Origin of the sequence: Ancylobacter sp. (assembly GCF_965279025.1) — a bacterium.
In the GTDB taxonomy this organism is placed as follows: domain Bacteria; phylum Pseudomonadota; class Alphaproteobacteria; order Rhizobiales; family Xanthobacteraceae; genus Ancylobacter.
Genome location: NZ_OZ257132.1, coordinates 582,811 through 603,541, shown reverse-complemented (window position 1 = coordinate 603,541; position 20,731 = coordinate 582,811). Strand labels below are relative to the sequence as shown.

The 20,731-nt window shown below is 69.0% G+C and carries 16 protein-coding genes and 1 tRNA gene; 9 read left to right on the top strand and 8 right to left on the bottom strand.

Annotated elements, in window-relative coordinates; genetic code table 11:
- Window positions 1–264: 264 nt before the first annotated feature.
- Window positions 265–341: transfer RNA gene (locus ACQY76_RS02750), tRNA-Met, on the bottom strand.
- A gap of 155 nt (window positions 342–496) precedes the next feature.
- Here ACQY76_RS02750 and ACQY76_RS02745 point away from each other — a divergent pair.
- From ACQY76_RS02745 to treY, 7 genes are all read left to right on the top strand, one after another.
- On the top strand, window positions 497–1,429 hold the full coding sequence (locus ACQY76_RS02745; RefSeq protein ID WP_428031395.1) for a CHAD domain-containing protein: 933 nt from the start codon (window positions 497–499) through the stop codon (window positions 1,427–1,429).
- A 51-nt stretch (window positions 1,430–1,480) separates the two neighbouring features.
- On the top strand, window positions 1,481–2,392 hold the full coding sequence (locus ACQY76_RS02740; protein ID WP_428031394.1) for a LysR family transcriptional regulator: 912 nt from the start codon (window positions 1,481–1,483) through the stop codon (window positions 2,390–2,392).
- Between the two features lie 263 nt (window positions 2,393–2,655).
- Complete coding sequence (locus tag ACQY76_RS02735) at window positions 2,656–3,861, top strand: NAD-dependent formate dehydrogenase (RefSeq protein WP_428031393.1); 1,206 nt, start codon at window positions 2,656–2,658, stop codon at window positions 3,859–3,861.
- A gap of 274 nt (window positions 3,862–4,135) precedes the next feature.
- The gene (locus ACQY76_RS02730; protein ID WP_428031392.1) at window positions 4,136–4,384 is read left to right on the top strand and encodes a hypothetical protein; all 249 of its coding nucleotides are present in this window, start codon (window positions 4,136–4,138) and stop codon (window positions 4,382–4,384) included.
- Between the two features lie 82 nt (window positions 4,385–4,466).
- Window positions 4,467–6,530: a glycogen debranching protein GlgX gene (glgX, locus tag ACQY76_RS02725; RefSeq protein ID WP_428031391.1), complete on the top strand. Its 2,064-nt coding sequence runs from the start codon at window positions 4,467–4,469 to the stop codon at window positions 6,528–6,530.
- Window positions 6,527–8,305 (top strand): malto-oligosyltrehalose trehalohydrolase, encoded by a 1,779-nt coding sequence (gene treZ, locus ACQY76_RS02720; protein WP_428031390.1) that lies wholly within the window; start codon window positions 6,527–6,529, stop codon window positions 8,303–8,305. The genes glgX and treZ overlap by 4 nt, the downstream gene beginning before the upstream one ends.
- Window positions 8,302–10,824 carry a malto-oligosyltrehalose synthase gene (treY, locus tag ACQY76_RS02715; protein ID WP_428031389.1) on the top strand — a complete coding sequence of 841 codons (2,523 nt, stop codon included), beginning with the start codon at window positions 8,302–8,304 and terminating at the stop codon, window positions 10,822–10,824. Before treZ ends, treY begins: the two co-directional genes overlap by 4 nt.
- A gap of 12 nt (window positions 10,825–10,836) precedes the next feature.
- On the opposite strand, the gene ACQY76_RS02710 is transcribed toward treY, so the two are convergent.
- From ACQY76_RS02710 to ACQY76_RS02695, 4 genes are all read right to left on the bottom strand, one after another.
- The gene (locus tag ACQY76_RS02710) at window positions 10,837–11,784 is read right to left on the bottom strand and encodes a dicarboxylate transporter/tellurite-resistance protein TehA (protein WP_428031388.1); all 948 of its coding nucleotides are present in this window, start codon (window positions 11,782–11,784) and stop codon (window positions 10,837–10,839) included.
- A 77-nt stretch (window positions 11,785–11,861) separates the two neighbouring features.
- Window positions 11,862–12,686 (bottom strand): phosphonate ABC transporter, permease protein PhnE, encoded by an 825-nt coding sequence (gene phnE / locus ACQY76_RS02705; protein WP_428031387.1) that lies wholly within the window; start codon window positions 12,684–12,686, stop codon window positions 11,862–11,864.
- On the bottom strand, window positions 12,679–13,548 hold the full coding sequence (locus ACQY76_RS02700) for a phosphonate ABC transporter ATP-binding protein (protein ID WP_428031386.1): 870 nt from the start codon (window positions 13,546–13,548) through the stop codon (window positions 12,679–12,681). Before ACQY76_RS02700 ends, phnE begins: the two co-directional genes overlap by 8 nt.
- 71 nt (window positions 13,549–13,619) lie before the next feature.
- Complete coding sequence (locus ACQY76_RS02695) at window positions 13,620–14,477, bottom strand: PhnD/SsuA/transferrin family substrate-binding protein (RefSeq protein ID WP_428031385.1); 858 nt, start codon at window positions 14,475–14,477, stop codon at window positions 13,620–13,622.
- A 101-nt stretch (window positions 14,478–14,578) separates the two neighbouring features.
- On the opposite strand from ACQY76_RS02695, the gene ACQY76_RS02690 reads away from it, so the two are divergent.
- Together ACQY76_RS02690 and phnF are read left to right on the top strand one after the other, a co-directional pair.
- Window positions 14,579–15,754, top strand: coding sequence for an alpha-D-ribose 1-methylphosphonate 5-triphosphate diphosphatase (locus ACQY76_RS02690; protein ID WP_428031384.1), 1,176 nt, complete (start codon window positions 14,579–14,581; stop codon window positions 15,752–15,754).
- A 4-nt stretch (window positions 15,755–15,758) separates the two neighbouring features.
- Window positions 15,759–16,535, top strand: coding sequence for a phosphonate metabolism transcriptional regulator PhnF (phnF, locus tag ACQY76_RS02685; RefSeq protein ID WP_428031383.1), 777 nt, complete (start codon window positions 15,759–15,761; stop codon window positions 16,533–16,535).
- A 6-nt stretch (window positions 16,536–16,541) separates the two neighbouring features.
- On the opposite strand, the gene ACQY76_RS02680 is transcribed toward phnF, so the two are convergent.
- Genes ACQY76_RS02680 through ACQY76_RS02670 form a run of 3 tightly spaced genes read right to left on the bottom strand, consistent with a single transcriptional unit; the run spans window position 16,542 to window position 20,580 of the window.
- A complete protein-coding gene (locus ACQY76_RS02680; RefSeq protein WP_428031382.1) occupies window positions 16,542–17,936 on the bottom strand; it encodes an FGGY family carbohydrate kinase in 1,395 nt (464 codons plus the stop codon).
- Window positions 17,936–19,159, bottom strand: a complete 1,224-nt coding sequence (locus ACQY76_RS02675) for an NAD(P)/FAD-dependent oxidoreductase (RefSeq protein ID WP_428031381.1) — start codon at window positions 19,157–19,159, stop codon at window positions 17,936–17,938. The genes ACQY76_RS02680 and ACQY76_RS02675 overlap by 1 nt, the downstream gene beginning before the upstream one ends.
- A complete protein-coding gene (locus ACQY76_RS02670) occupies window positions 19,156–20,580 on the bottom strand; it encodes an NAD(P)/FAD-dependent oxidoreductase (protein WP_428031380.1) in 1,425 nt (474 codons plus the stop codon). The genes ACQY76_RS02675 and ACQY76_RS02670 overlap by 4 nt, the downstream gene beginning before the upstream one ends.
- Window positions 20,581–20,731 lie beyond the last annotated feature (151 nt).

Sequence of the window (20,731 nt, the reverse complement as noted above, 5' to 3'; positions counted from 1 at the left end):
TCCCCCGATGAGAGGTATTATGGACGTGTGCGCGTGCATGTCCACACGCCTACCCGCATTGAGGGAATGGTATTCAAGTCCAGCGTGGTTCGTGCGAACGTCTACGCGCTGCTAAACGGTTCCCCGATGATTGTCTGGCATCGGGGCCATCCTCAGGAGAAGGCTGCACTCGCCGTGGCGACATGGTGGCGACACAGATGCTGAAATGCAAAAGGCCGCCTCGCGGCGGCCTTCGCAAAAACCCTCATAATCAAGGGCTTGGTTTGGTTGCGGGGGCAGGATTTGAACCTGCGGCCTTCAGGTTATGAGCCTGACGAGCTACCGGGCTGCTCCACCCCGCGTCAGAGGCGGCAACGCCACCTGCGTGGCCTGCCGACGCCGGGTATCTAGCAATGCGGATGGCCAAATGAAAGGGGGGTGGGCTATCTTTTTGTCATCGGATCGTCGCGCCTTGCCTGCATGCGTCGGCTAATCAATTGAAAAATTAGGGAAATTCATGCCGCACGACCACTCCGAGGGCTCTGGCGAAGCGGTGGACAGCGTCCGCGCGGGCGATTCACCGCCGCCGCGCCGCCTGTCTGAGGCACTGCAGCACGCGCATGCGGAAGCTGCCGCCGCTCTGGCGCTGGGCGATCCCGTGCAGGCGGTTCACGACCTGCGGAAGGGTTTCAAGCGGCTGCGGGCGCTGCTGCGCCTGGCAGGGGCGGCACGCAACCGCACTTTGTCGCGCCGGGCGCGGGCCACCCGGAACGCTCTCTCCGCGACCGCGCGGGAACTCTCGCAGGCGCGGGACGGGGCGGCGCGCGAGGATGCGCTGGACGACCTTGTCGCCAAGGCCGGCCTTTCCAGCGCGGCGCGGCGTGCAGCGGCGAAGGCGCTTTCGGCGGGCGCTGCCACGACAGGCGAAGCCGGCCTTGGCGAGCACCGCGCGGCGCTCGAGGCCCTGCTCGCCACGCTGGCGACGGACCTGCCGCAGCTTGGTGCCGCGCTGGACGACAAGGCGCTCATCGCCGCGCTGGCGGGCGACTATGCGAGGGCGCGCCGCGCCGGCCGCGCGGTCGACCCGGCCAATGAGGAGAGCCTGCACGAGCTGCGCAAGACCGTCATCGCGCAGCGCTACCAGATGGAACTGGTGAGCCCCGCCTGGCCGGCGCTCGGCGAGCTGTGGGTGGACGAGCTGCAGCGCCTGCGCGACAAACTCGGCAAGCACCAAGACCTTGCCGTGCTGCGGGCGCTGGTGGAGGCCCATCCGCTGCGCGCTGGTCGCCCGCCGCTGTGGCTCGCGGCGCTGCTCGACGCCCTTGCCGCCCGGCAGGAGAAGCTGGCCGGCTCGGCGCTGCGCCTGCAGGCCCGCCTGTTCGCCGAAAAGCCCAAGGCCTTCCGCCAGCGCCTTTCCGCCTATATGTCTGCCCTATCCGACGGAAAATGATGCGGCCCGCCTCGCCGGTGGCGGGGCGCAGGGAAGGCACGGAAAGCGCCCATGTTCGTGCGGCAGATGCACTATCTCGTGGCGCTGGCGCGCGAGAAGCACTTCGGCCGCGCGGCGGAAGCCTGCCACGTCACCCAACCGACGCTGTCCGCCGGCCTGCGCAAGCTGGAGCAGGAACTCGGCATGCCGATCGTGGTGCGCGGACACCGTTTTCTCGGTTTCACCACGGAAGGCGAGCGCGTGCTCGGCTGGGCGCGGCAGATCGCGGCCGATTATGAGAGCCTGAAGCAGGAGAAGGTCGAGACCGGCGGCCAGATCACCGGCACGCTGCGCGTCGGCGCCATCCCCGCCGCCACTGCCGCGGCACCGGCCCTGCTGGCGCCGTTCCGCGACCGGCATCCCGAGGTGAAGGTGCAGATGCTCACGCTCAACTCGGCGGCGATCCAGCGCGGGCTGGACGAGATGGAGCTGGATGCCGGCATTACCTATCTGGAAAACGAGCCGCTGAACCGGGTGCGCCGCGTGCCGCTGTATCGCGAGCATTATGTCTTCATCACCCGCGCCGACGAGCCGCTGGCGCGCCGCAGCCGCCTGCGCTGGTCGGAAGCGGCGGCGCAGCCTCTGTGCCTGCTGACCCCCGACATGCAGAACCGCCGCATCATCGACCAGGTAATGCGCGAGGCGGGGATCGCCTCGACCCCGGCGATCGAGACCAACTCCTTCATGGGCGTGTGGTCCTTCGTGCGGCGCGGTCCGTGGAACAGCATCGTGCCGGAAGCGAGCTTTCGCGGCCTGGGCGATGCCTCGGATCTCGTCGGCGTGCCGCTGGTGGAGCCGATTCACGTGCAGCCTATCGGCCTCGTTCTGTCCGATCGCGACCCGCTGAGCCCGGTCGCCGGGGCGCTTCTCAAGCTGGCGCAAACGCTTGGGCGCCAAGGTTCGATTGAGACTATTTTCAACTAGCGGACGTTCATTTCCGCCGTCTATCAATTGGTCATCCCTTTCAATTTGAAGCCTCCCTCCGCCCCGGTCCACTGTCGGCTGGTCGACGGCGAAGCGGGAAGGAACAGCCCGCGCCGAACCGGCACGAGGATGCCCGTCTCGCAGCGCAGCGCCCGCAAGGGGCATGCCGGTCCTTCATGCGCCGGCTAAAGGCCGTTGTGCCAAGGTCTGCCGCGCCGCGTGGCGGAAGCATCCCTGCTCACCCTGACGAGAGGAATGCCCCGATGGCGAAGATTCTGTGCGTGCTCTATGACGACCCGATCGACGGCTATCCCACCAGCTATGCCCGCGACGACCTGCCGAAGATCGACCATTATCCGGGCGGCCAGACATTGCCGACGCCGAAGGCGATCGACTTCACCCCCGGTCATCTGCTCGGTTCCGTCTCGGGCGAGCTTGGCCTGCGCAGCTATCTCGAATCCAATGGCCATACGCTGGTCGTGACCTCGGACAAGGATGGCCCGGATTCGGTGTTCGAGAAGGAACTGGTGGACGCCGATATCGTCATCTCCCAGCCCTTCTGGCCGGCCTATCTCACGCCGGAGCGGATTGCCAAGGCGAAGAACCTCAAGCTGGCGCTCACCGCCGGCATCGGCTCGGACCATGTCGACCTGCAGGCAGCGATCGACCGTAACATCACGGTCGCGGAAGTGACCTATTGCAACTCGATCAGCGTCGCCGAGCATGTGGTGATGATGATCCTCGGCCTGGTGCGCAACTACATCCCGTCGCATGACTGGGCCCGCAAGGGCGGCTGGAACATCGCCGACTGCGTGGCGCATTCCTACGATCTCGAAGCCATGAGCGTCGGTACCGTCGCCGCCGGCCGCATCGGCCTTGCCGTGCTGCGCCGCCTCGCGCCCTTCGACGTGAAGCTGCACTACACCGACCGCCACCGGCTGCCGGAAGCGGTGGAGAAGGAGCTCAATCTCACCTGGCACGCCTCGCGGGAAGAGATGTACCCGCATTGCGATGTGGTGACGCTCAACTGTCCGCTGCACCCCGAAACCGAGCACATGATCAATGACGAGACGCTGAAGCTGTTCAAGCGCGGCGCCTATATCGTCAACACGGCGCGCGGCAAGCTGTGCGACCGCGACGCCATCGCCCGGGCGATGGAAAGCGGCCAGCTCGCGGGCTATGCTGGCGACGTGTGGTTCCCGCAGCCGGCGCCGGCCGATCACCCCTGGCGCACCATGAAGTGGAACGGCATGACGCCGCACATTTCCGGCACCTCGCTGACCGCGCAGGCGCGCTATGCGGCCGGCACGCGCGAGATCCTCGAATGCTTCTTCGAGGGACGGGCGATCCGCGACGAGTATCTCATTGTGCAGGGCGGCGCGCTTGCCGGCACCGGCGCGCATTCTTATTCCAAGGGCAATGCCACCGGGGGCTCGGAAGAAGCCGCCAAGTTCAAAAAGGCCGTCTGAGCGCACAAGCGTCAGGAAAAGCCGGCTTCCTGCCGCGAACGGGAAGCCGGATCCTCCCCACCATCCGTGCCGTCCCAAACCTGTACCAGGGCGTCCCGCGCATTTGCCGGGGCGCCTCTTTTTTTGGCGGGCCAGCGCGTGTGACGGCGCATGGAGAACGGCCGCTTCGCACATGCCGACCCTTGCCCGACGCCTCGCGGGCCGGCCTCGCCGACGCCCGGAACCTTTCTTCCGGCGCGCGCGTTCTGCGAGCGTCCACACAAGCGAGTGCCACATGTCCGAGTGCTATTGGGATTCCGACCTTGAGCGCCCCCTTCACACGCGCGAGGGGCGCCGGTTGCGCACTCTGCGCGAGGCTTATGAATTCGTTCGCGACCGCTGTGCCTATCCCGGTCATCCGCTGGTCCGGACGTCGCTCGGCGCTTTGAGCGCGGCGGCGCAGACCGGCCAGGTTCACGATGCCCGCCGCGCGCTGGAGCGCACAGCCCGTCTCATGCGCGCGAACCACTGGGGCTGGGGCTGACGCCTACCCGCCGCGCCGACCAACTCCGTCGCGCCTGTCGCGCCCCACTCTTCTTCCCTTCTCCTGACGGTGAATCCCCATCATGCGCAAGATACTGCCCGGCTCCGCCTTCCCGCTTGGCGTGACGGTCGACGGAAAAGGAACGAACTTTGCGCTGTTCTCCGACAATGCCGTCGGGGTGACGCTATGCCTGTTCGATCGCTACGGCGACACGGAGATGGAGCGCATCGACCTGCATGAATGCACCAATGGCGTCTGGCATTGCTACCTGCCGGGCGTCGGGCGCGGCCAGGTGTATGGCTGGCGCGTGCACGGGCCGTGGGAGCCGCAGGCGGGCCACCGCTTTAACCCGAACAAGCTGCTGCTCGACCCCTATGCCCGCATGCTGGTGGGCGACATCAAGTGGCACGACGCGCTGTATGGTTACACGATCGGTGCCGGCGACGATGCTGACCTGGTGATGGATGAGCGCGACAGCGCCCCTTTCATGCCGAAGGCGCGCGTCGTCGCCGGCACGCCGATGGCCGCGACCCAGCACCCGCGCATCTCATGGGCGAAGACGGTGATCTACGAGGGCCATGTGCGCGGGCTGACCATGCGCCACCCGCTGGTGCCGGAGGCCATCCGCGGCACGTTCACGGCTCTGGGCCAGCCGGAGTTCATCGATTATCTCTCCAAGCTCGGCGTCACCGCGCTGGAACTGCTGCCGGTCCATGCCTTCACCCAGGACCGCCATCTGCTCGACCGGGGCCTCGCCAATTACTGGGGCTACAACACGCTGAACTTCTTTGCGCCGGAGCCGCGCTATCTCGGCAATGACGGGCTCGATGCCATTGGCGAGGCGGTCGACCGCCTGCACCAGGCCGGCATCGAGATCATCCTCGACGTGGTCTACAACCACACCTGCGAGGGCAACCATCTCGGCCCGACCTTGTCCTTCAGGGGCATCGACAACGCGTCCTATTACCGGCTGCTGCCCGGCAATGGCCGCTATTATGACGACCTCACCGGCTGCGGAAATTCGGTGAACACCGACCATCCCCGCGTGCTGCAAATGGTGATGGATTCGCTGCGCATGTGGGCGTCGATCTACGGCATTGACGGGTTCCGCTTCGATCTCGCCACCACGCTGGGCCGCCGCCCGGAGGGCTTCGATTCCGGCCACGCCTTCTTCAACGCCATCCTTCAGGATCCGACGCTCGGCGGGCTCAAGCTGATCGCCGAACCGTGGGATGTCGGCCCCGGCGGTTACCAACTCGGCGCCTTCCCGCCCGGCTTCTCGGAGTGGAACGGCGACTACCGCGACAAGGTGCGCGAGTTCTGGTGCGGTTCGGAAGGGCTGCTGCCGAGCTTCGCCACCCGCTTCGCCGCCTCGCAGGACATCTTCTCGGAAGGGAGGCGCCGGCCGTGGTCGAGCCTCAACTTCATCACCGCCCATGACGGTTTCACCCTGCACGACCTCGTGACCTATAACGACAAGCACAACGAGGCCAATGGCGAGGATAATCGCGACGGCCATGACGACAACAAGAGCTGGAATTGCGGCGTCGAAGGCGAAACGGACGATGCGGAGATCAACGCGCTGCGCCGGCGCCAGAAGCGCAATTTGATCGCCACGCTGTTCCTGTCGCAGGGCGTGCCCATGCTGCTCGCCGGCGACGAGCGCTCCAATTCGCAGGGCGGCAACAACAACGCCTATTGCCAGGACAACGAGATCGGCTGGGTCGACTGGTCCGACGACGATCCGGAACTGCCGGATTTCGTCGCCCGCCTCGCCGAGCTGCGCAAGACCCATTCCTGCCTGTCACGGCCCGAATTCCTCACCGGCTCGCGCAACGAGATGGGGCAGCCGGACGTCGCCTGGTTCAACAATGGCGGCACCCGGATGACGGAGGAGAACTGGGCCGATCCGCATTCCAAATGCATCACCCTGCGCCTCGCGCCGGTGCTGCCGGACGAGCCCTCGCTGGTGATCATGCTCAACGCCTCGCATGTGGGCGTCGATTTCGTCGCCCCGCCGGTGCAGTCCGGCAGCTGGGAGGCGGTGCTGGCCACCGGCAACGATCTCGAAGGTGCCAAGGTTGAGGGCGGCGGGCATTTCGATGTGCCCGGGCGCACCCTGCTTGTCTGGGAATGGCGCGCATGACCCGCTACCGCTTCGGCCCGGCACAGCAGGGCGGCGCCACCCGCTTCCGGCTCTACGCCCCGGACACGGCGAGCGTCGCGCTGGAGGTGGAGGGCGCCGCGCCCTTGGCGATGGAAAAGGACGAGGCGGGTTTCTTCACGGCGGAGCGGGAAGGCCTGGCAGCCGGGCTGCGCTACCGTTTTCGCATTGGCGAAGGCGAGGGCAGCGTCGCGGTGCCCGATCCCGCCTCACGCGGCCAGGCCGAGGACGCCGATGGCTGGAGCCTCGTGCCGGAGACGTCGCATCCGCCGGTCCCCGGACCGCCCCGTCCGTGGCATGAGGCGATCATCGCCGAGGTGCATGTGGGCACGGCCACGCCCGAGGGCACGTTCCGGGCGCTGATCGACCGGCTGGACCATTATCGCGAGGCCGGCTTCACGGTGCTCGAACTGATGCCGGTCGCCGATTTCGCCGGCCGCCGCAACTGGGGCTATGACGGGGTGCTGATGTATGCGCCCGACACGGCCTACGGCACCCCGGCGGACCTGCGCGCGCTGGTCGAGGCGGCGCATGAGCGTGGCCTCGGCATGATGCTCGACGTCGTTTACAACCATTTCGGGCCGAGCGGAAACTACCTGCCGGTCTACGCCAAATCCTTCTTCCGGGGGGATATCGCCACCCCCTGGGGGCCGGCGATCGACCTCGAGAACGAGACGGTGCGCGCCTTCTTTTCGGAGAACGCCGCTTACTGGCTTGCCGAGTTCGGCTTTGACGGCCTGCGCTTCGATGCGGTGCATGCGCTTGCCACCAAGGGCGCTGAAACCTTCCTGCGCGAGATCGCGGCGGCGTGCCGGGCCGTCAACCCTGGCGCCTATCTGGTGCTGGAGAACCACGACAATATCGCCGGCTGGATGACGCGGGACGATCATCTCTACACCGCGCAGTGGAACGACGACTGGCACCATGCCTTCCATGTGCTGGCGAGCGGCGAGGGCACCGGCTATTACGCGCCTTACGCCGCCGATGCGGTGGCGGCGGCCGGGCGGGCGCTGAGCCAGGGCTTCGTGTTCCAGGGCGAGCCTTATCCCGGCGAGGGCGGCCACCCGCGCGGCACGGCGAGCGGCGGGCTCGCTCCCGATGCCTTCGTCGCGTTCGCCCAGAACCACGACCATATTGGCAACCGCCCGCTCGGCGACCGGCTTGCGGGCACGCTGGCGCAGGAACGGCTGGCCTTTCTTCGGTTCGTGCTGATGCTCTCCCCGGAAATCCCGCTGTTGTTCCAGGGCGAGGAAGCGCTGCTCGACAAGCCCTTTCCCTTCTTTTGCGACTTCGAGGGCGAGCTCGCCGAGGCGGTGCGCAAGGGGCGCCGCAGCGAGTTCGCGGATTTCTTCGACGCGCATGGCGCGGAATTCCCCGATCCGCTGAGCGAGGCGACCTTCCATTCCGCCAAGCTGACGGCAGCGGATTTCCGCACCCCGAAGGCGCATGCCGAGCTCGACGCGTTTCGCCGGCTTGCCGACCAGCGACGCAGGCTGGTGTGGCGGCTGACCGCCGGCGCCTATCTCGGCAGCGAGTGGAGCCGGAACGAAGAGGCGCTGCGCGTCGCCTGGCACTATGAGGCGGGCACATTGATAATGGTGCTGAACGCCGGCCCGGAGCCGGCGCTCATCGACCCGCTCACCGGTATTGCCGGCATGCCGGCCGGCGCGAGCCTTGGCGGGGTGATCCATGAGGCGGATGGTCGGGTGACGCTCGCGCCCTTCGCGGCCGCTGTGTGGAGCCTCGCCACCGCATGATGCCCCCGCTCCTCGCCACCTATCGCCTGCAATTCCACCAGGGCTTCACCTTTGCCGATGCGGAGGCGCTGGTGCCTTATCTGCACGCGCTCGGCATCAGTCATCTCTATGCCTCGCCGATCACCCTGGCGGTGCCCGGCTCCACCCATGGCTACGACGTCGCCGACCCCACCCGCATCAACCCGGAACTCGGCGGTGCGGCAGGGTTCGAGAGCCTCGCCCGCGCGCTGGCCGACAACGGGATGGGCGTCGTCCTCGACATCGTGCCCAACCACATGGCGGCCTCCAGCCATAACCCGTTCTGGAACGACATGCTGGAGGGCGGCCCGGGCTCGGCAGCGGCGCGGGTGTTCGACGTTAAATGGGACAGCGGCCGGCTGTTGCTGCCGGTGCTCGGCGATCCGCTCAAGGCGACGCTGGAGGCAGGGGCGCTGTCGCTGGTGGCCGACTATGAGATCGGGCGGATCAATGTCGCCTATGCCGATCACCGCTTTCCACTGCGGGCGGAAACAGTGGCGGCGCTGCTGCGCGCGGCGGGTCTTGGCGCTCCCGCCGAGTGCTTCGCCCTGGTGGAGGATGCCTCGAACGACACCGGGCTGGGCGCTGCCCGCGCGGTTTTCACCGGCCTTGCCGATGGCGAGCGCCGGGCGCTGGATGCGGTGCTGGCGGAGGCGGACCTTGCCGCGCTGGTCGATGCCCAACACTGGCGCCTTGCCTGGTGGCGCACCGCCGCCCACGACCTGAATTACCGACGCTTCTTCAACATCACCGATCTCGCCGGCGTGCGGGTCGAGGATCCGGTGGTGTTCGATCTGGTGCACCGCCTGCCGCTCGACCTCGTCCGGCGCGGGCTGGTGCACGGGCTGCGCATCGACCATATTGACGGCCTCGTCGATCCCGCCGGCTATTGCGACCACCTGCGGGCGGCGGTGGGGCCGGACGTGCCGGTGCTGGTGGAGAAGATCATCGAGCCGGGAGAGGTGCTGCGCCGCTGGCCGATCGAGGGCACGACCGGTTATGAGCGGCTCAACGACATCAACGCGCTCTGCGTCGACGCCGAGGGGTATCGACGCTTCGAGGAGGCGCTGCGCGCGCGCCATCTTCTGGTGGGGACGCTGCCCGAGCGCCTGGCCTCGGCCAAGCGGCAGGTGCTGGAGGCCAGCCTCAAGGCCGAGGTCGACATTCTGGCGGCGCTTGCCCGCGAGGGGCTCGACGACGCGATGGCCGCCGGCGACCTGACCGACACCGCGATCCGCGATGCCGTCGTGGCGCTGATCGCCCATTGCCCGGTCTACCGCTCCTATGCGACGCGCAAGGGCCATGACGCCGACGACGTGGCGATCTGGGCGGCGATCCGGGCGGGGGTGGAGGCGAACGAGAACCCGCTTACCCTGGCGGCGTCGGCGTTGCTGCTCGACCGGCTGGAAAGCCCCGAGCGGCCGAGCGACCATGAATTCCGCACGCGCTTCCAGCAGCTCAGCGGCCCGGCCATGGCAAAGGGCTTCGAGGACACCGAGCTGTACCGCTACCCGGTGCTGCTCTGCGCCAATGAGGTGGGCGGCAGCCTCGACCATCCCGCGCGCAGCGCCGAGGAACTGCATGCGCTGGCCGAGGCCCGCGCCAGGGAAGGCCTGCGCGATCTCATTCCGCTCGCCACCCACGACACCAAGCGCGGCCCCGCCACCCGCGCCCGCCTTGCGGCGCTGAGCTTCGCACCGGAACGCTGGCTGGGTTTCGTCGAGGACGCGGAGGCGCTCTGCGCGCCGCTGCTGCACGAGGGGGAGGGCGGCAGCATGCCCGATCCGCTCGACGCGCATCTGGTGCTGCAGACGCTGGTTTCCGCCTGGCCGATTTCGGCCGAGCGGATGGAGGCCTATCTCACCAAGGCGCTGCGCGAAGCCAAGCGCCACAGCAATTGGGAAACGCCGAACGAGGCCTATGAAGAGGCGACCCTCGCCTTTGCCCGCGCGCTGGTGGAAGCACCGGAGGCGGACGCGTTTCGCGCGCGGCTCGATGCCTTCGTCGGCCAGCTCGCACCCGCCGCCCGGATCATCGGGCTCTCGCAGCTCGTTCTCCAGCACACGCTGCCGGGGACGCCGGACATCTATCAGGGCACCGAATTCCCGGATTTCTCGCTGGTCGACCCCGATAACAGGCGCCCGGTCGACTGGGAGGCGCGCGCCCGCGCGCTGTCCGGCGAGCAACCGGACGATGCCGAGAATGCCGCCTATTTCCGCCTGACGCGCGCGCTACTGGCCTTGCGCCGGCGCAACCCGGCGCTGGCGGGCGGCGATTATCGCGCGCTTGAGGTGGCGCCCTCGGGTTGGGGCTGGTTCGGCTTCGAGCGCCGGCAGGGTAAGCATGGCGTTCGCGTCATCGTGCCGACGCGCGTGCCCGGCGCCGGGGACCCGTCCGCCGAACTCGCCGCGTTTCTCGGTGAGGGCTGGCGGGTTATCGACGGCACGGCGGGCAGCAAGGACATGCCGTTCCTAGTGGCGGAGAGCGGGCCGGCGGTGTGAGCGGGCCTGCCTTCAGACGGGTCGCTTCAGAAAGCCGAACAACCCCGCCAGACTGCGCAGCGCGATCCAGCCGATGATGAGGTTGGCGGCGACGAACAGCGGCAGCGCGACCTGCGCCACGGGCTCGCCAGCGCCCTGTTCCACCAGCTTCAGCGCGGCGAGCGGCAGTGCCGAGACGCCGAAGGTGTAACCCCACGCCGCCGGGCCGAAGGGCTGCTGGCGCAGCCACGGCACCAGCCGCAGCATCACCAGCGCCAGAAAACAGCCATAGCCGAACAGCGCGATGGCGAACCGGTCCGCCGGCCCCGGCGCCAGCGAGAGATAGGCGACGCAGGCCACGGCGGGCGGCGCCAGCTCCATGCCGAGGCTGGCGCGCTGCGCGGCCGGCAGAGTGTGCTGGAACAGCCGGGTGAGAAACACCGATTCCATCGACAGCCAGGACAGCACGCCCATGCCGAAGAACATCCAGCCCAGCGTGGTCTGGCCGAAGGTGGCGCAGGCGATGCCGCCGACGAGCCCGCCGCCAACGGTCGGCAAATAGAGGATGGGCGTCACCGCCTGCGGGTCGCGTCCGCCCTGCCACAGCCCGCCAACCGCCCAGGCGGCGTAGAGCGCCACGCCCGCCGCCCCCGCGATGAACAGGCTCCAGCCGAGCAGGGGCACATGCGGGCCGATGGCGATGGCGGCAATGAGCGTCGCCACCGGCAGCAGCGCGGCAACGAGGCCCTGCACCGGGTGGTTGAGCTCCGCGCGCGCCTCGCTGGGGTGCGCTAGCCACTTCAAGGCGTAGAGCATCGTCCAGAGCAGCCAGAGCCCGAAGGCGAGAACTGCCAGGCTCTCGCCGATGAGCATCGGCACGCCCCACAGCCTCGTCGCCATGCGCCAGCCATTGGCGAGGCCGCCAATGCCGAGCACGGTGCCGAAGAACATCGGGCGCATGGAAAGCAGGAAGGAGGTCACGGGCGGGCACCTGTCGTCGGGAGGCGACACTTACCCCATAGCGCTTCCCAAATGCACCTTTCCTAGCGGCAGGTGGGCTATTGGAACTTCGCCCGCAGCCGGTCGGTGAGGAACTCCATCGCCAGCACGATGACGAAGATGGCGAGGATGATCGCCGAGGCGTTGCGGTACTGGAACAGGTCGAACGCCACCTTCAGCTCCTGCCCGATGCCGCCGGCGCCGACGAGGCCGAGCACCACCGAGGCCCGCACCGCCTTCTCCAGCGCGAAGAGAGAGGAGTTGATCAGCGTCGGCATCACATCCGGCAGAATGGCCCCGCACAGCACGGTGACGCGGTTGGCGCCAATGGCGTGCAGCGCCTCCTGCGGCTTCTTGTCGGCCTCCTCCATCGCCTCGGCGAAGAAGCGGCCGCAGAAGCCGATGGTGTCGACCACGATGGTCATGGTGCCAGCCACCGCGCCGAGGCCGAGCGTCGAGACGAACAGCAGCGCCCAGACAAGATCCGGCACGGTGCGGAACAGCGAGACCAGCGCGCGCGGAAAATGCCGCAGGGCGCCGAGCGGCGAGATGCCGCGCGCTGCCAGCCAGCCCATGGGCAAGCTGACGATGACGCCGAACACCGTGCCGACCAGCGCGATCTGCAGCGTCTCCAGAATGCGCCAGCCCATGCGCTGGAGAAAGCCGGGATCGGTGTTGGGGGGCAGCATGCGCCCCACCAGCTCGGCCATGCGCGGCAAGCCGTTGGCGAGCTTTTCCGGCGAGGGGGCCACCTGCCCCATCGAGGCGAGGAACAGCGCGGCGACCACCACGATCAGCGTGAAGGAGATCGGCGAGATCGACGGCAGCCGGGGCGGCACGAGAGGGCGGGCGGGGGTGGGCGAGGGCGAGGTGAGGCTAACCATGGAAGACGCCCTCCATATCGCGCGAGGAGACCCGTGCGGTGGGCCGGTCGAAATGCACCTTGCCGTCCTTCAGGGCGACGATGCGGTCGGAATAATCGAGCGCGTGCTGCATGTCGTGGGTGGTGTAGACGAGGGTGATGCCATGCTCGCCGGCGAGCTCGGAGAAGATGCGCATGATGTCGCGCCCCACGGCCGGATCGAGGCTGGCGGCCGGCTCGTCGGCGATGAGCAGCTTAGGCCGGCGGATCAGCGCCCGGGCGATGGCGACGCGCTGGGCCTGCCCGCCGGAAAGCTGGTCGGCGCGGGCGCCGGCCTTGTCGGCCAGGCGCACCTCGGCCAGCACCGCCATGGCTTCCTCGCGCCATTCCTGGCGGGCGAGGGCGTGGTGCCAGGCGCGCCAGCTGCCGGGCAGGCCGAGCTTGCCCTGGATGACATTGGTGAGCACCGACTGTCGCCCTACCAGACCGTGATTCTGGAACACGAAGCCGATCTGCCGGCGCAGACGGGTAAGCTGCGCGGCGCTGGGGGCGGCCAGGAAGCGCTCGCCCAGCGTGGTGATTTCGCCCTGGGTCGCGGGCAGCAGGCCGATCAGGCATTTGAGCAGCGTCGACTTGCCGGCGCCGTTGGAGCCGATGAGCGCCACGCGCTGGTCGGCGCGTATGTCGAGATCGACCCCGGCGAACACCGCCTGACCGTTCGGGTAGGTCTTGGCGAGGCCGCGCGCGCCGATGATCTGCGGGCGGGGCGCGGCGACCGGCGGCTTCACCAGCGGGCCGACCTGCGGGTTGCCGGAGCCCATGCCGGCGACGCTTAGCCCGGCCGCGCTCGGCCCGGCGACGTTCTGCACGGGAACGTGCTCCATGGCGGCCTCCACTCATGCAAAGAGAAAGGCGCCGGACGGGGCAAGGCCCATCCGGCGCCGGGGAAAGGGTGTCAGTTGATGAAGCTGTCGAAGCTCTCGATGCCGATGGTGCGGTACATCGCGCGGACATAGTCGTAGTCGCTGTCCTTCACGTCGGTAATGAACACGCCGCCCTTGAACTTCTGGTTGTCGTCGCCCTGCAGCACGGCCCCCATCAGCTCGTTGCCATGGGTGAGAAAGGCGTCGCGCACCTTCACGAACACGTCCTCGGGAATGTCCTTGCGGGCGACGAGGATGTCGTTTGGCAGGTCGCGGCCACGCGCCACCACCGCGAAGGCGGCGTTGGGGAATGCCTTGCGGATGGAATTGAGGTGGCCATAGTTGAGGCCGATGGCGGCGATGTCGCCACGGATCAGCGCTTCCGCCGCCACGTTGCGGGAGATGATCACGCCCTCATAGTCCTTGTTGTACATGACGCCGAAATCGGCCAGCACCTGCGCCGGGCCGAGATGCTGCGAGGTCGAGCCGACCGAACCGAAGGACACCTTCTTGCCCTTGAGGTCGTCGATGGAGCGGATCGGCCCGTTGGCCAGCACGGCGATCTGGGCGAAATAGTCCGGCCGCTGCCAGGCCACGACGATGCGCGGGTCGCTGAGCTGCTTCATGACGACATATTCGGCCGGGCCGGTGAGCACGAGCTCGACATGGCCGGAATTCATCGCCTCGACGGCCGCGGTGCGCGAGCTGACCGGGATCAGCTCGATATCGAGGCCGGTGAGCTTCTCAAGTTCCTTCTGGAAGCCGCCGAATTCCTGCTGAAGCGCCTCCAGCCCCTCGATGTCGGTGACGGCGAAGCGCACGGGTTCGGCCGTGGCGGCGAAGGCCGTCGCCAGCGTGATGGCGAGGGCGGAAACGAGCGTGCGAAACATTTTTTGGCCCTTGCTGTATAGACAGGAACGATGTTGCACGGTTATCTGTATAGACAGCGTATGACGCATGCGTGACAGTGACGTAACCGGTGCCGAGGCGGATGATGAGTTGGCGGATCGAGAATGGGCTGGCGCTCGTCGGCGGCCAGTGGAGCGCGCAGCCTGTCGAGGTGAGCGGCGCGCGCATCGCGGCGGCGGGTGAGGCGGCCGGCGCTCGGCGCCTCGATGCGCGCGGCCTGCTGGTGCTGCCGGGCATCATCGACATTCACGGCGACGCCTTCGAGCGCCACATCATGCCGCGCCCCGGCGTGCGCTTCGACATGACGCTGGCTCTGCGCGACACCGACCGCGCGCTGGTGGCGAACGGCATCACCACCGCCTTTCACGGCGTCACCATCTCCTGGGAACCAGGCTTGCGTTCGCTGGAAGCGGCGCGCGGCTTCGTCGGGGCGCTGCTCGCCCTGCGCGCCGGGCTGGCCTGCGACACCCGGCTGCATCTGCGCTGGGAGACCTTCGCGCTGGAAGCGGTGGCGCAGGTGCGGGAATGGCTGGAACTCGGCCCCGCGCCCATCCTCGCCATCAACGACCACACCACCGGATCGGTGCTGAAGGGCACCATCGCCCGCAAGATCGGCCAGATGGCGGAGCGCGCGGGCATCAGCCGCGAGGAGTATATGGCGCTGCTCGACCGGGTGTGGGCGGCGCGGGACGCGGTGCCCGCCGCCATCGAGAGCCTCGCCGCCAGCGCGCGGGCCAATGGCAATGTGCTGCTCGCCCATGACGAGGATTCGCCCGCCGAGCGCGCCCGCTTCCGCGCGCTGGGTGCCGTCGCCTCGGAATTCCCGATGACGCAGGAAACCGCCGAGGCCGCCCGCGCGGCGGGGGAGGACGTGATCCTCGGCGCGCCGAATGTGGTGCGCGGCGGCAGCCACAATGGCGCGCTGAGTGCCAGCGAGGCGATAGCGGCAGGCCGCTGCACGGTGCTGACCAGCGACTATCATTATCCCTCGCCGCTCTATGCCGCCTTCACCCTCGCAGGGGGAGACCGGGAGGCGCTGGCCCGCTTCTGGCCGCTGATTTCCAGCAACCCCGCCCGCGTCGCCCGGCTGGCCGATCGCGGCAGCCTGGAGACGGGAAGGCGCGCCGACCTGCTGCTGGTCGATGCCTCCGACATGGCGCATCCTGAGGTGGTGGCGACCATGGTGGCGGGGCGGATCGTCTATGCGCGACGGGCGCTGGAGCGTCAGTCCGCCGGCCTGGCGCAGGCAGCGGAGTGAGGGCGTGAACAGGAGCGTGAGGGCACAGACGGGATCGGCCGACGGCATTTCGGGGTTTGACGGCCTCGTCTTCCGCCCCCGCCGCGATGCGCCGATCTGGCAGCAGATCTATGACCACGTCCTGTCGCTGATCGACAGCGGCTGGCTGCAGCCGGGCAGCCAGCTGCCCGGCGAGGTGCACCTGGCGGAAAAGCTCGGCGTCACCCGCATCACCCTGCGCCGGGCACTTCAGCAGCTTCAGCAGGAGGGACACTTGACCTCGCGCAAGGGGGTGGGGGTGTTCGTGCGCAACCTGCCTTCCGCGCTGGTGGTGCGCGATGGCAGCCGCTTCGCCGAGAGCCTACGTGCCGACGGCAAGAGCGTGACGACGCGCACCACGGTGCTGGAGCAGGAATTCGCCGATGCCGCCGCCGCCGAGCAGCTTCGGCTGGAGATCGGCGCGCCGGTGGTGCGCCTGCGCCGCCTGCGCGCCGCCGACGGCCAGCCGATCTATATCAGCACGAAGGTTTTCCCAGCTGCCCTGCTGCCGGATTTCGCCACGGTCTATTCGCGGCGCCAATCGGTGACGGACGTGTTCGTCGCGCATTCCATCCAGAAATACCGCCGCGCCGAAACCCGCATAAGCGGCGGCTTCGCCACCCCCGACGAGGCAAGCCTGCTGGCGCTGACGCCGGGCACGCCGGTGTTCCGCACCAGCTCGATCAACACCGACGCGGCCGGCAACCGCATCGAATGGGCGCGCGGCTGCTGGCTTCTCACCTCGGTGGACTTCGTATTCTGAACGGCGCTACGCCCGCCAGCCCCGGCTCTTCTCCACCGCCTCGGCGAAGCGGGCACGATCCCGGGCGCTGACCGATCCGTCCGGGGCGAAACGTTGGACATTGCCCCGGGCGGCCGCGATATCCGTGCCGCAGAGCGCGGCGAGGCCGAGCGCGGTCATCTCGTGCTGCGCCGGCACCTTCACCGTGCGTCCGCTGGCGGCGGCGAGGAAGCCGGCGAAGAACCGGCTTTGCGAGAGCCCGCCATCGATGGAAATCTCGGTGATCGCCGTGCCGCCGCTTTCCGCAGCGTCGATCAGGCCGACGGTGAGCAGGGCGATGCCCTCCAGCGCCGCGCGCACCATGTCGCGCCGGTCGGTCGCCGCCTCCATGCCGATGAACAGCGGCGCCGCCTTGCGGTCCCAATAGGGCGCGGCGAGGCCGGACAGCGCGGGGACGAAAACGAGGCCACGGCTGAGGGCGGAGGGGCCGGCGAAGCCGTCGAGGTCGCGGGTGTCGGCATAGAGGCCGAGCCGCTTCAGCCATTCCAGCGCCGCCCCGGCATCATAGACGCCACCCTCGACAGCGAAGACCGCCGCCTCGCCCTTGCGCTGCCAGGCGATGGTGGGGAGCAGGCCCTCGACCGCGGGCCGCTGCGGACCGGCGATGGCGAGCAGGAAGGCGCCGGTGCCGAAGGTGATCTTGGCTTCGCCCGGCGCGCGGCAGCCATGGCCGTACAGCGCCGCCTGCTGGTCGACGATGGAGGCCTGCACCGGCACGCCGTCGACGGTTCCGAAGCCGGCATCCACCGGGTGGATCGCGGGGAGGGCGCCGCGCGGCACGCCGTGCAGGGCGCACAGTTCCTCGCTCCACGTGCCGCTGGCGAGATCGAGCAGGCCGGTGCGCGAGGCGGTGGCGAGGTCGGTGGCGAAGGTGCCGGTGAGCCTTTCCAGGAAGAAGGCGTCGGTGGTGCCGAGCCGCAGCCGGCCTTTGGCACGCGCGGCGGCGACGGCCGGAATGTTCTCGATCAGCCAGGCCAGCTTGGAGGCGGAGAAGTAGGGATCGAGCGGCAGGCCGCAGATTGCCTGCGAGCGCGCCGCGTCGTCTGGCGGGCGCGCGGCGAGCGCATCGGCGGTGCGCGCGTCCTGCCAGACGATGACGGGCGAGAGCGCCTGCCCGGTCAGCGCGTCCCAGGCGAGGCAGCTCTCCCCCTGATTGGCGAGGCCGATGGCGTCGACCCGCCCGGCAGCGGCGAGCACGGTGCGGACATTGGCGAGCAGTTCCTCGGGGTCGTGCTCCACCCGTCCCGGCGCGGGATGGTGCTGGGCATGGGGCAGGGCGGCGGCGACCTGCGCGCGGCCATCCGCCTCGACCACGAGGCAGCGGGTGGAGGTGGTGCCCTGGTCGATGGCGGCGACACGCATCAGGCGGATTCCTCGAAGCCGACATGCACCGCCCCGGCTGCGCAGGCCTCCGGCGGGATCGGGATGAGAATGCGCCGTTCCGGCAGCCATGTCTTTTCGCGCGCCCACACCTCCCGCCCGTCCAGCGTCAGCGACAGCCGTCCGCGCGCTTCGCGGGTGAAGCGGAGCTGGAATTTGTTGAATGCCGGCTGTTCAGTCGAGCGCCGGACGAGGCCGGGCACCACCAGCTTGATCGGCGGGTCGAAGGTGACGGGCACCATGTCGCCGGCCACGCCCTCACGGCGCGCCAAATCCTCGGCCATCGCCCGGCCGACTGCGCGGCCCTCGCGGAAGGACCAGCCGGCGGTCTCCACCGCGCGCAGCAGATTGCCGGCGGCGAAGATGTGCGGATCGGCGGTGCGGCCGAACGGATCGATGGCGGGCGCCGAGCTTGCCACCGCGACACCGAGGGCGGACTGGCGCAGCAGCGCCGATTCCGGGGTAAAGCGGCCGGTGAACAGCACGCCGTCGCAGGCGATGTTGCGCGTGCTGCCGTCGCGCAGGCGCAGCGTGACATCCTCCACCCGGCGCGCGCCGTGAATATCGAGGAGCTCCGCGCCGAGATGGAACGGTACGCCCATCAGGCGGGGAAACCACGCCAGCGGCGCGGCGGCGAGCGTGCGGGGGCCGGGCTCGATCATCGCCACCGGACGGGCGCCATGGGTGAGGCAGGTGAGCAGGGCGGAGAGGCTGACCAGTTCCGAGCCGACAATGAGCGGGCGCCTGAACGGCATCAGCTCGTGAAAGGCCACATAGGCTTGCAGCGTGCCCGTGGTGACGACGCCGACGGGACGGTCGCCGGAGACAAGCCGGGCCGCACGGGGCGCCTCCCGCGCGCCGGTGGCGATAAGCAGCCGCCGGGCGGTGAGCGTTTCAACGCCGCGCGGCGTCGCCAGCTCGACCCGGCCCCCAGCCTCGATCCGCACCACGGAATGGCCGGTGCGGATGTCCACCCCGGCGCGGGCGGCTTCCGCCTCCAGCCGCCTGCCATAGGCCGCGCCGAAATACACCCGGCCGAATTCCCGCATGCCGAAGGGCGAATGGCTGCAATGGCGGGTGGCGCCGCCCAGATGCGGCTCGCGTTCAAGCAGCACGACATGGGCGACGCCGCGCCGGCGCAGCTCCACCGCCGCCGCGACGCCTGCCGGCCCGCCGCCGATGATGATGACATCGGCCGCGCTCATGATGCCTCGTCCCCCACCGCCAGCGGCTCGGCCAGCCGGCCTCTGGTCATCTCGGCGAGGCGGGCATTGCAGTAGAAGCCTTGGCAGCGGCCCATGCCGGCTCGGGTGCGCCGCCGCAGCCCGCCGAAATCGCCCGGCGGCACGGGGCTTTCGAGCGCCGCCTCGATCTCGCGCTTTGTGACCAGCTCGCAATGGCAGACGATCGCGCCATGGTCCGGCTGTTGCCAGTCGCGCGGGCAGGTTTCGCTGAGGTTGGGCAGGCGCACCTCCGGCACCGCCGCCACGGGCGAGAGCGACAGGCCGAAGCCCTCGATCAGCCGCGCGGCGTGCTGGGCCAGCCCCAGCGCTGCGCTTAGCCCGGTGGAGCGGATGCCGCCGAGCGTTACCGCCCGCTTTTCCGGCCGGCAAAACACGCGGTAAGCCTTGGCCTCGCTCGCCGGCCGCAGCCCGGCATAGACGGCCGTCACCGGCATGCCGGCCAGTGCCGGCACGATTTCCGCGCCGCGCGCCAGCAGGGCCTCCAGCGCGTGCGTCTCCACCGTCGCCCGCACGCGGTCGTCCTGCTCCTCGGCGGTCGGGCCGATAAGCACATTGCCGAAGGCGGTGGGGCAGACGACGACGCCCTTGGTGATCTCGGTCGGCACGGGAAGCACGATGCGCGGCACATGGGCATAGGCCGCCTTGTCCAGCACCACGAACTGGCCCTTGCGCGGGCGTATCTCGAATTCCGGGGTGAAGCCCAGCCGCCCATCGACGATGTCGCCATAGAGGCCGGCCGTATTGACCACCGCGCGCGCCTTCAGCATGCCGGCGGTGGTGGAGAGATGCCACTCACCGTCGAAACGGCCCTCGACCAACTCGGCAGTGCGCAGGAAACGCGCGCCCAGCGCCACGGCCTGCGTGAGATAGGCCAGCGGCGCGGTCCACGGGTCGATGATGTGTTCGTCCGCCACCTCGATGGCGGCGACGAGCCGTTCCGACAGGCCCGGCATGGTGGCGCGGGCCGCCGGCCCGCTCAGCAGCGACAGGTTGGAGATGCCGTTGGCGCGCCCCTGCGCGGCGATGGCGTCCAGCTTGTCGGCCTCGTTGTCGTTCCAGGCGCAGACCAGCGCGCCGGTCTTCACCACCGCAACGCCGAGGCTGGGCCCGAGGGTGAGATATTCCTCCCTCCCGGCCTTGATGAGGTCGAGTTCCAGGCTGCCCGGCGGGGCGTCGAAGCCGGTGTGGAGGATCGCGCTGTTGGCCTTGGAGGCTCCGGACAGGATGTCGCTGCCCTTCTCGATGAGCACCACCTTCGCCCCGGCCAGCGCAAGCCGGCGCACCACCGCGCAGCCGACGACGCCGGCACCGATGACGGCGATGTCGAAGCTGTCGATGAAGCGCGCGTCGTGGCTTTCGTGGAGGGCAGGTTCGGGGAGCATGGTGCTCCTTTCCATGTCGGCACGTTCCTCTCGGCACCCTTGGCCGTAAGGGCATTCGGCCGCCCCGAGGGCGGCCGGTCACCACTTCGGCCGTCCAAAGGACGGCCGGTCATTGCCCCTGCCGCCGTTAGACGGCAGGGGTATGGGCGCG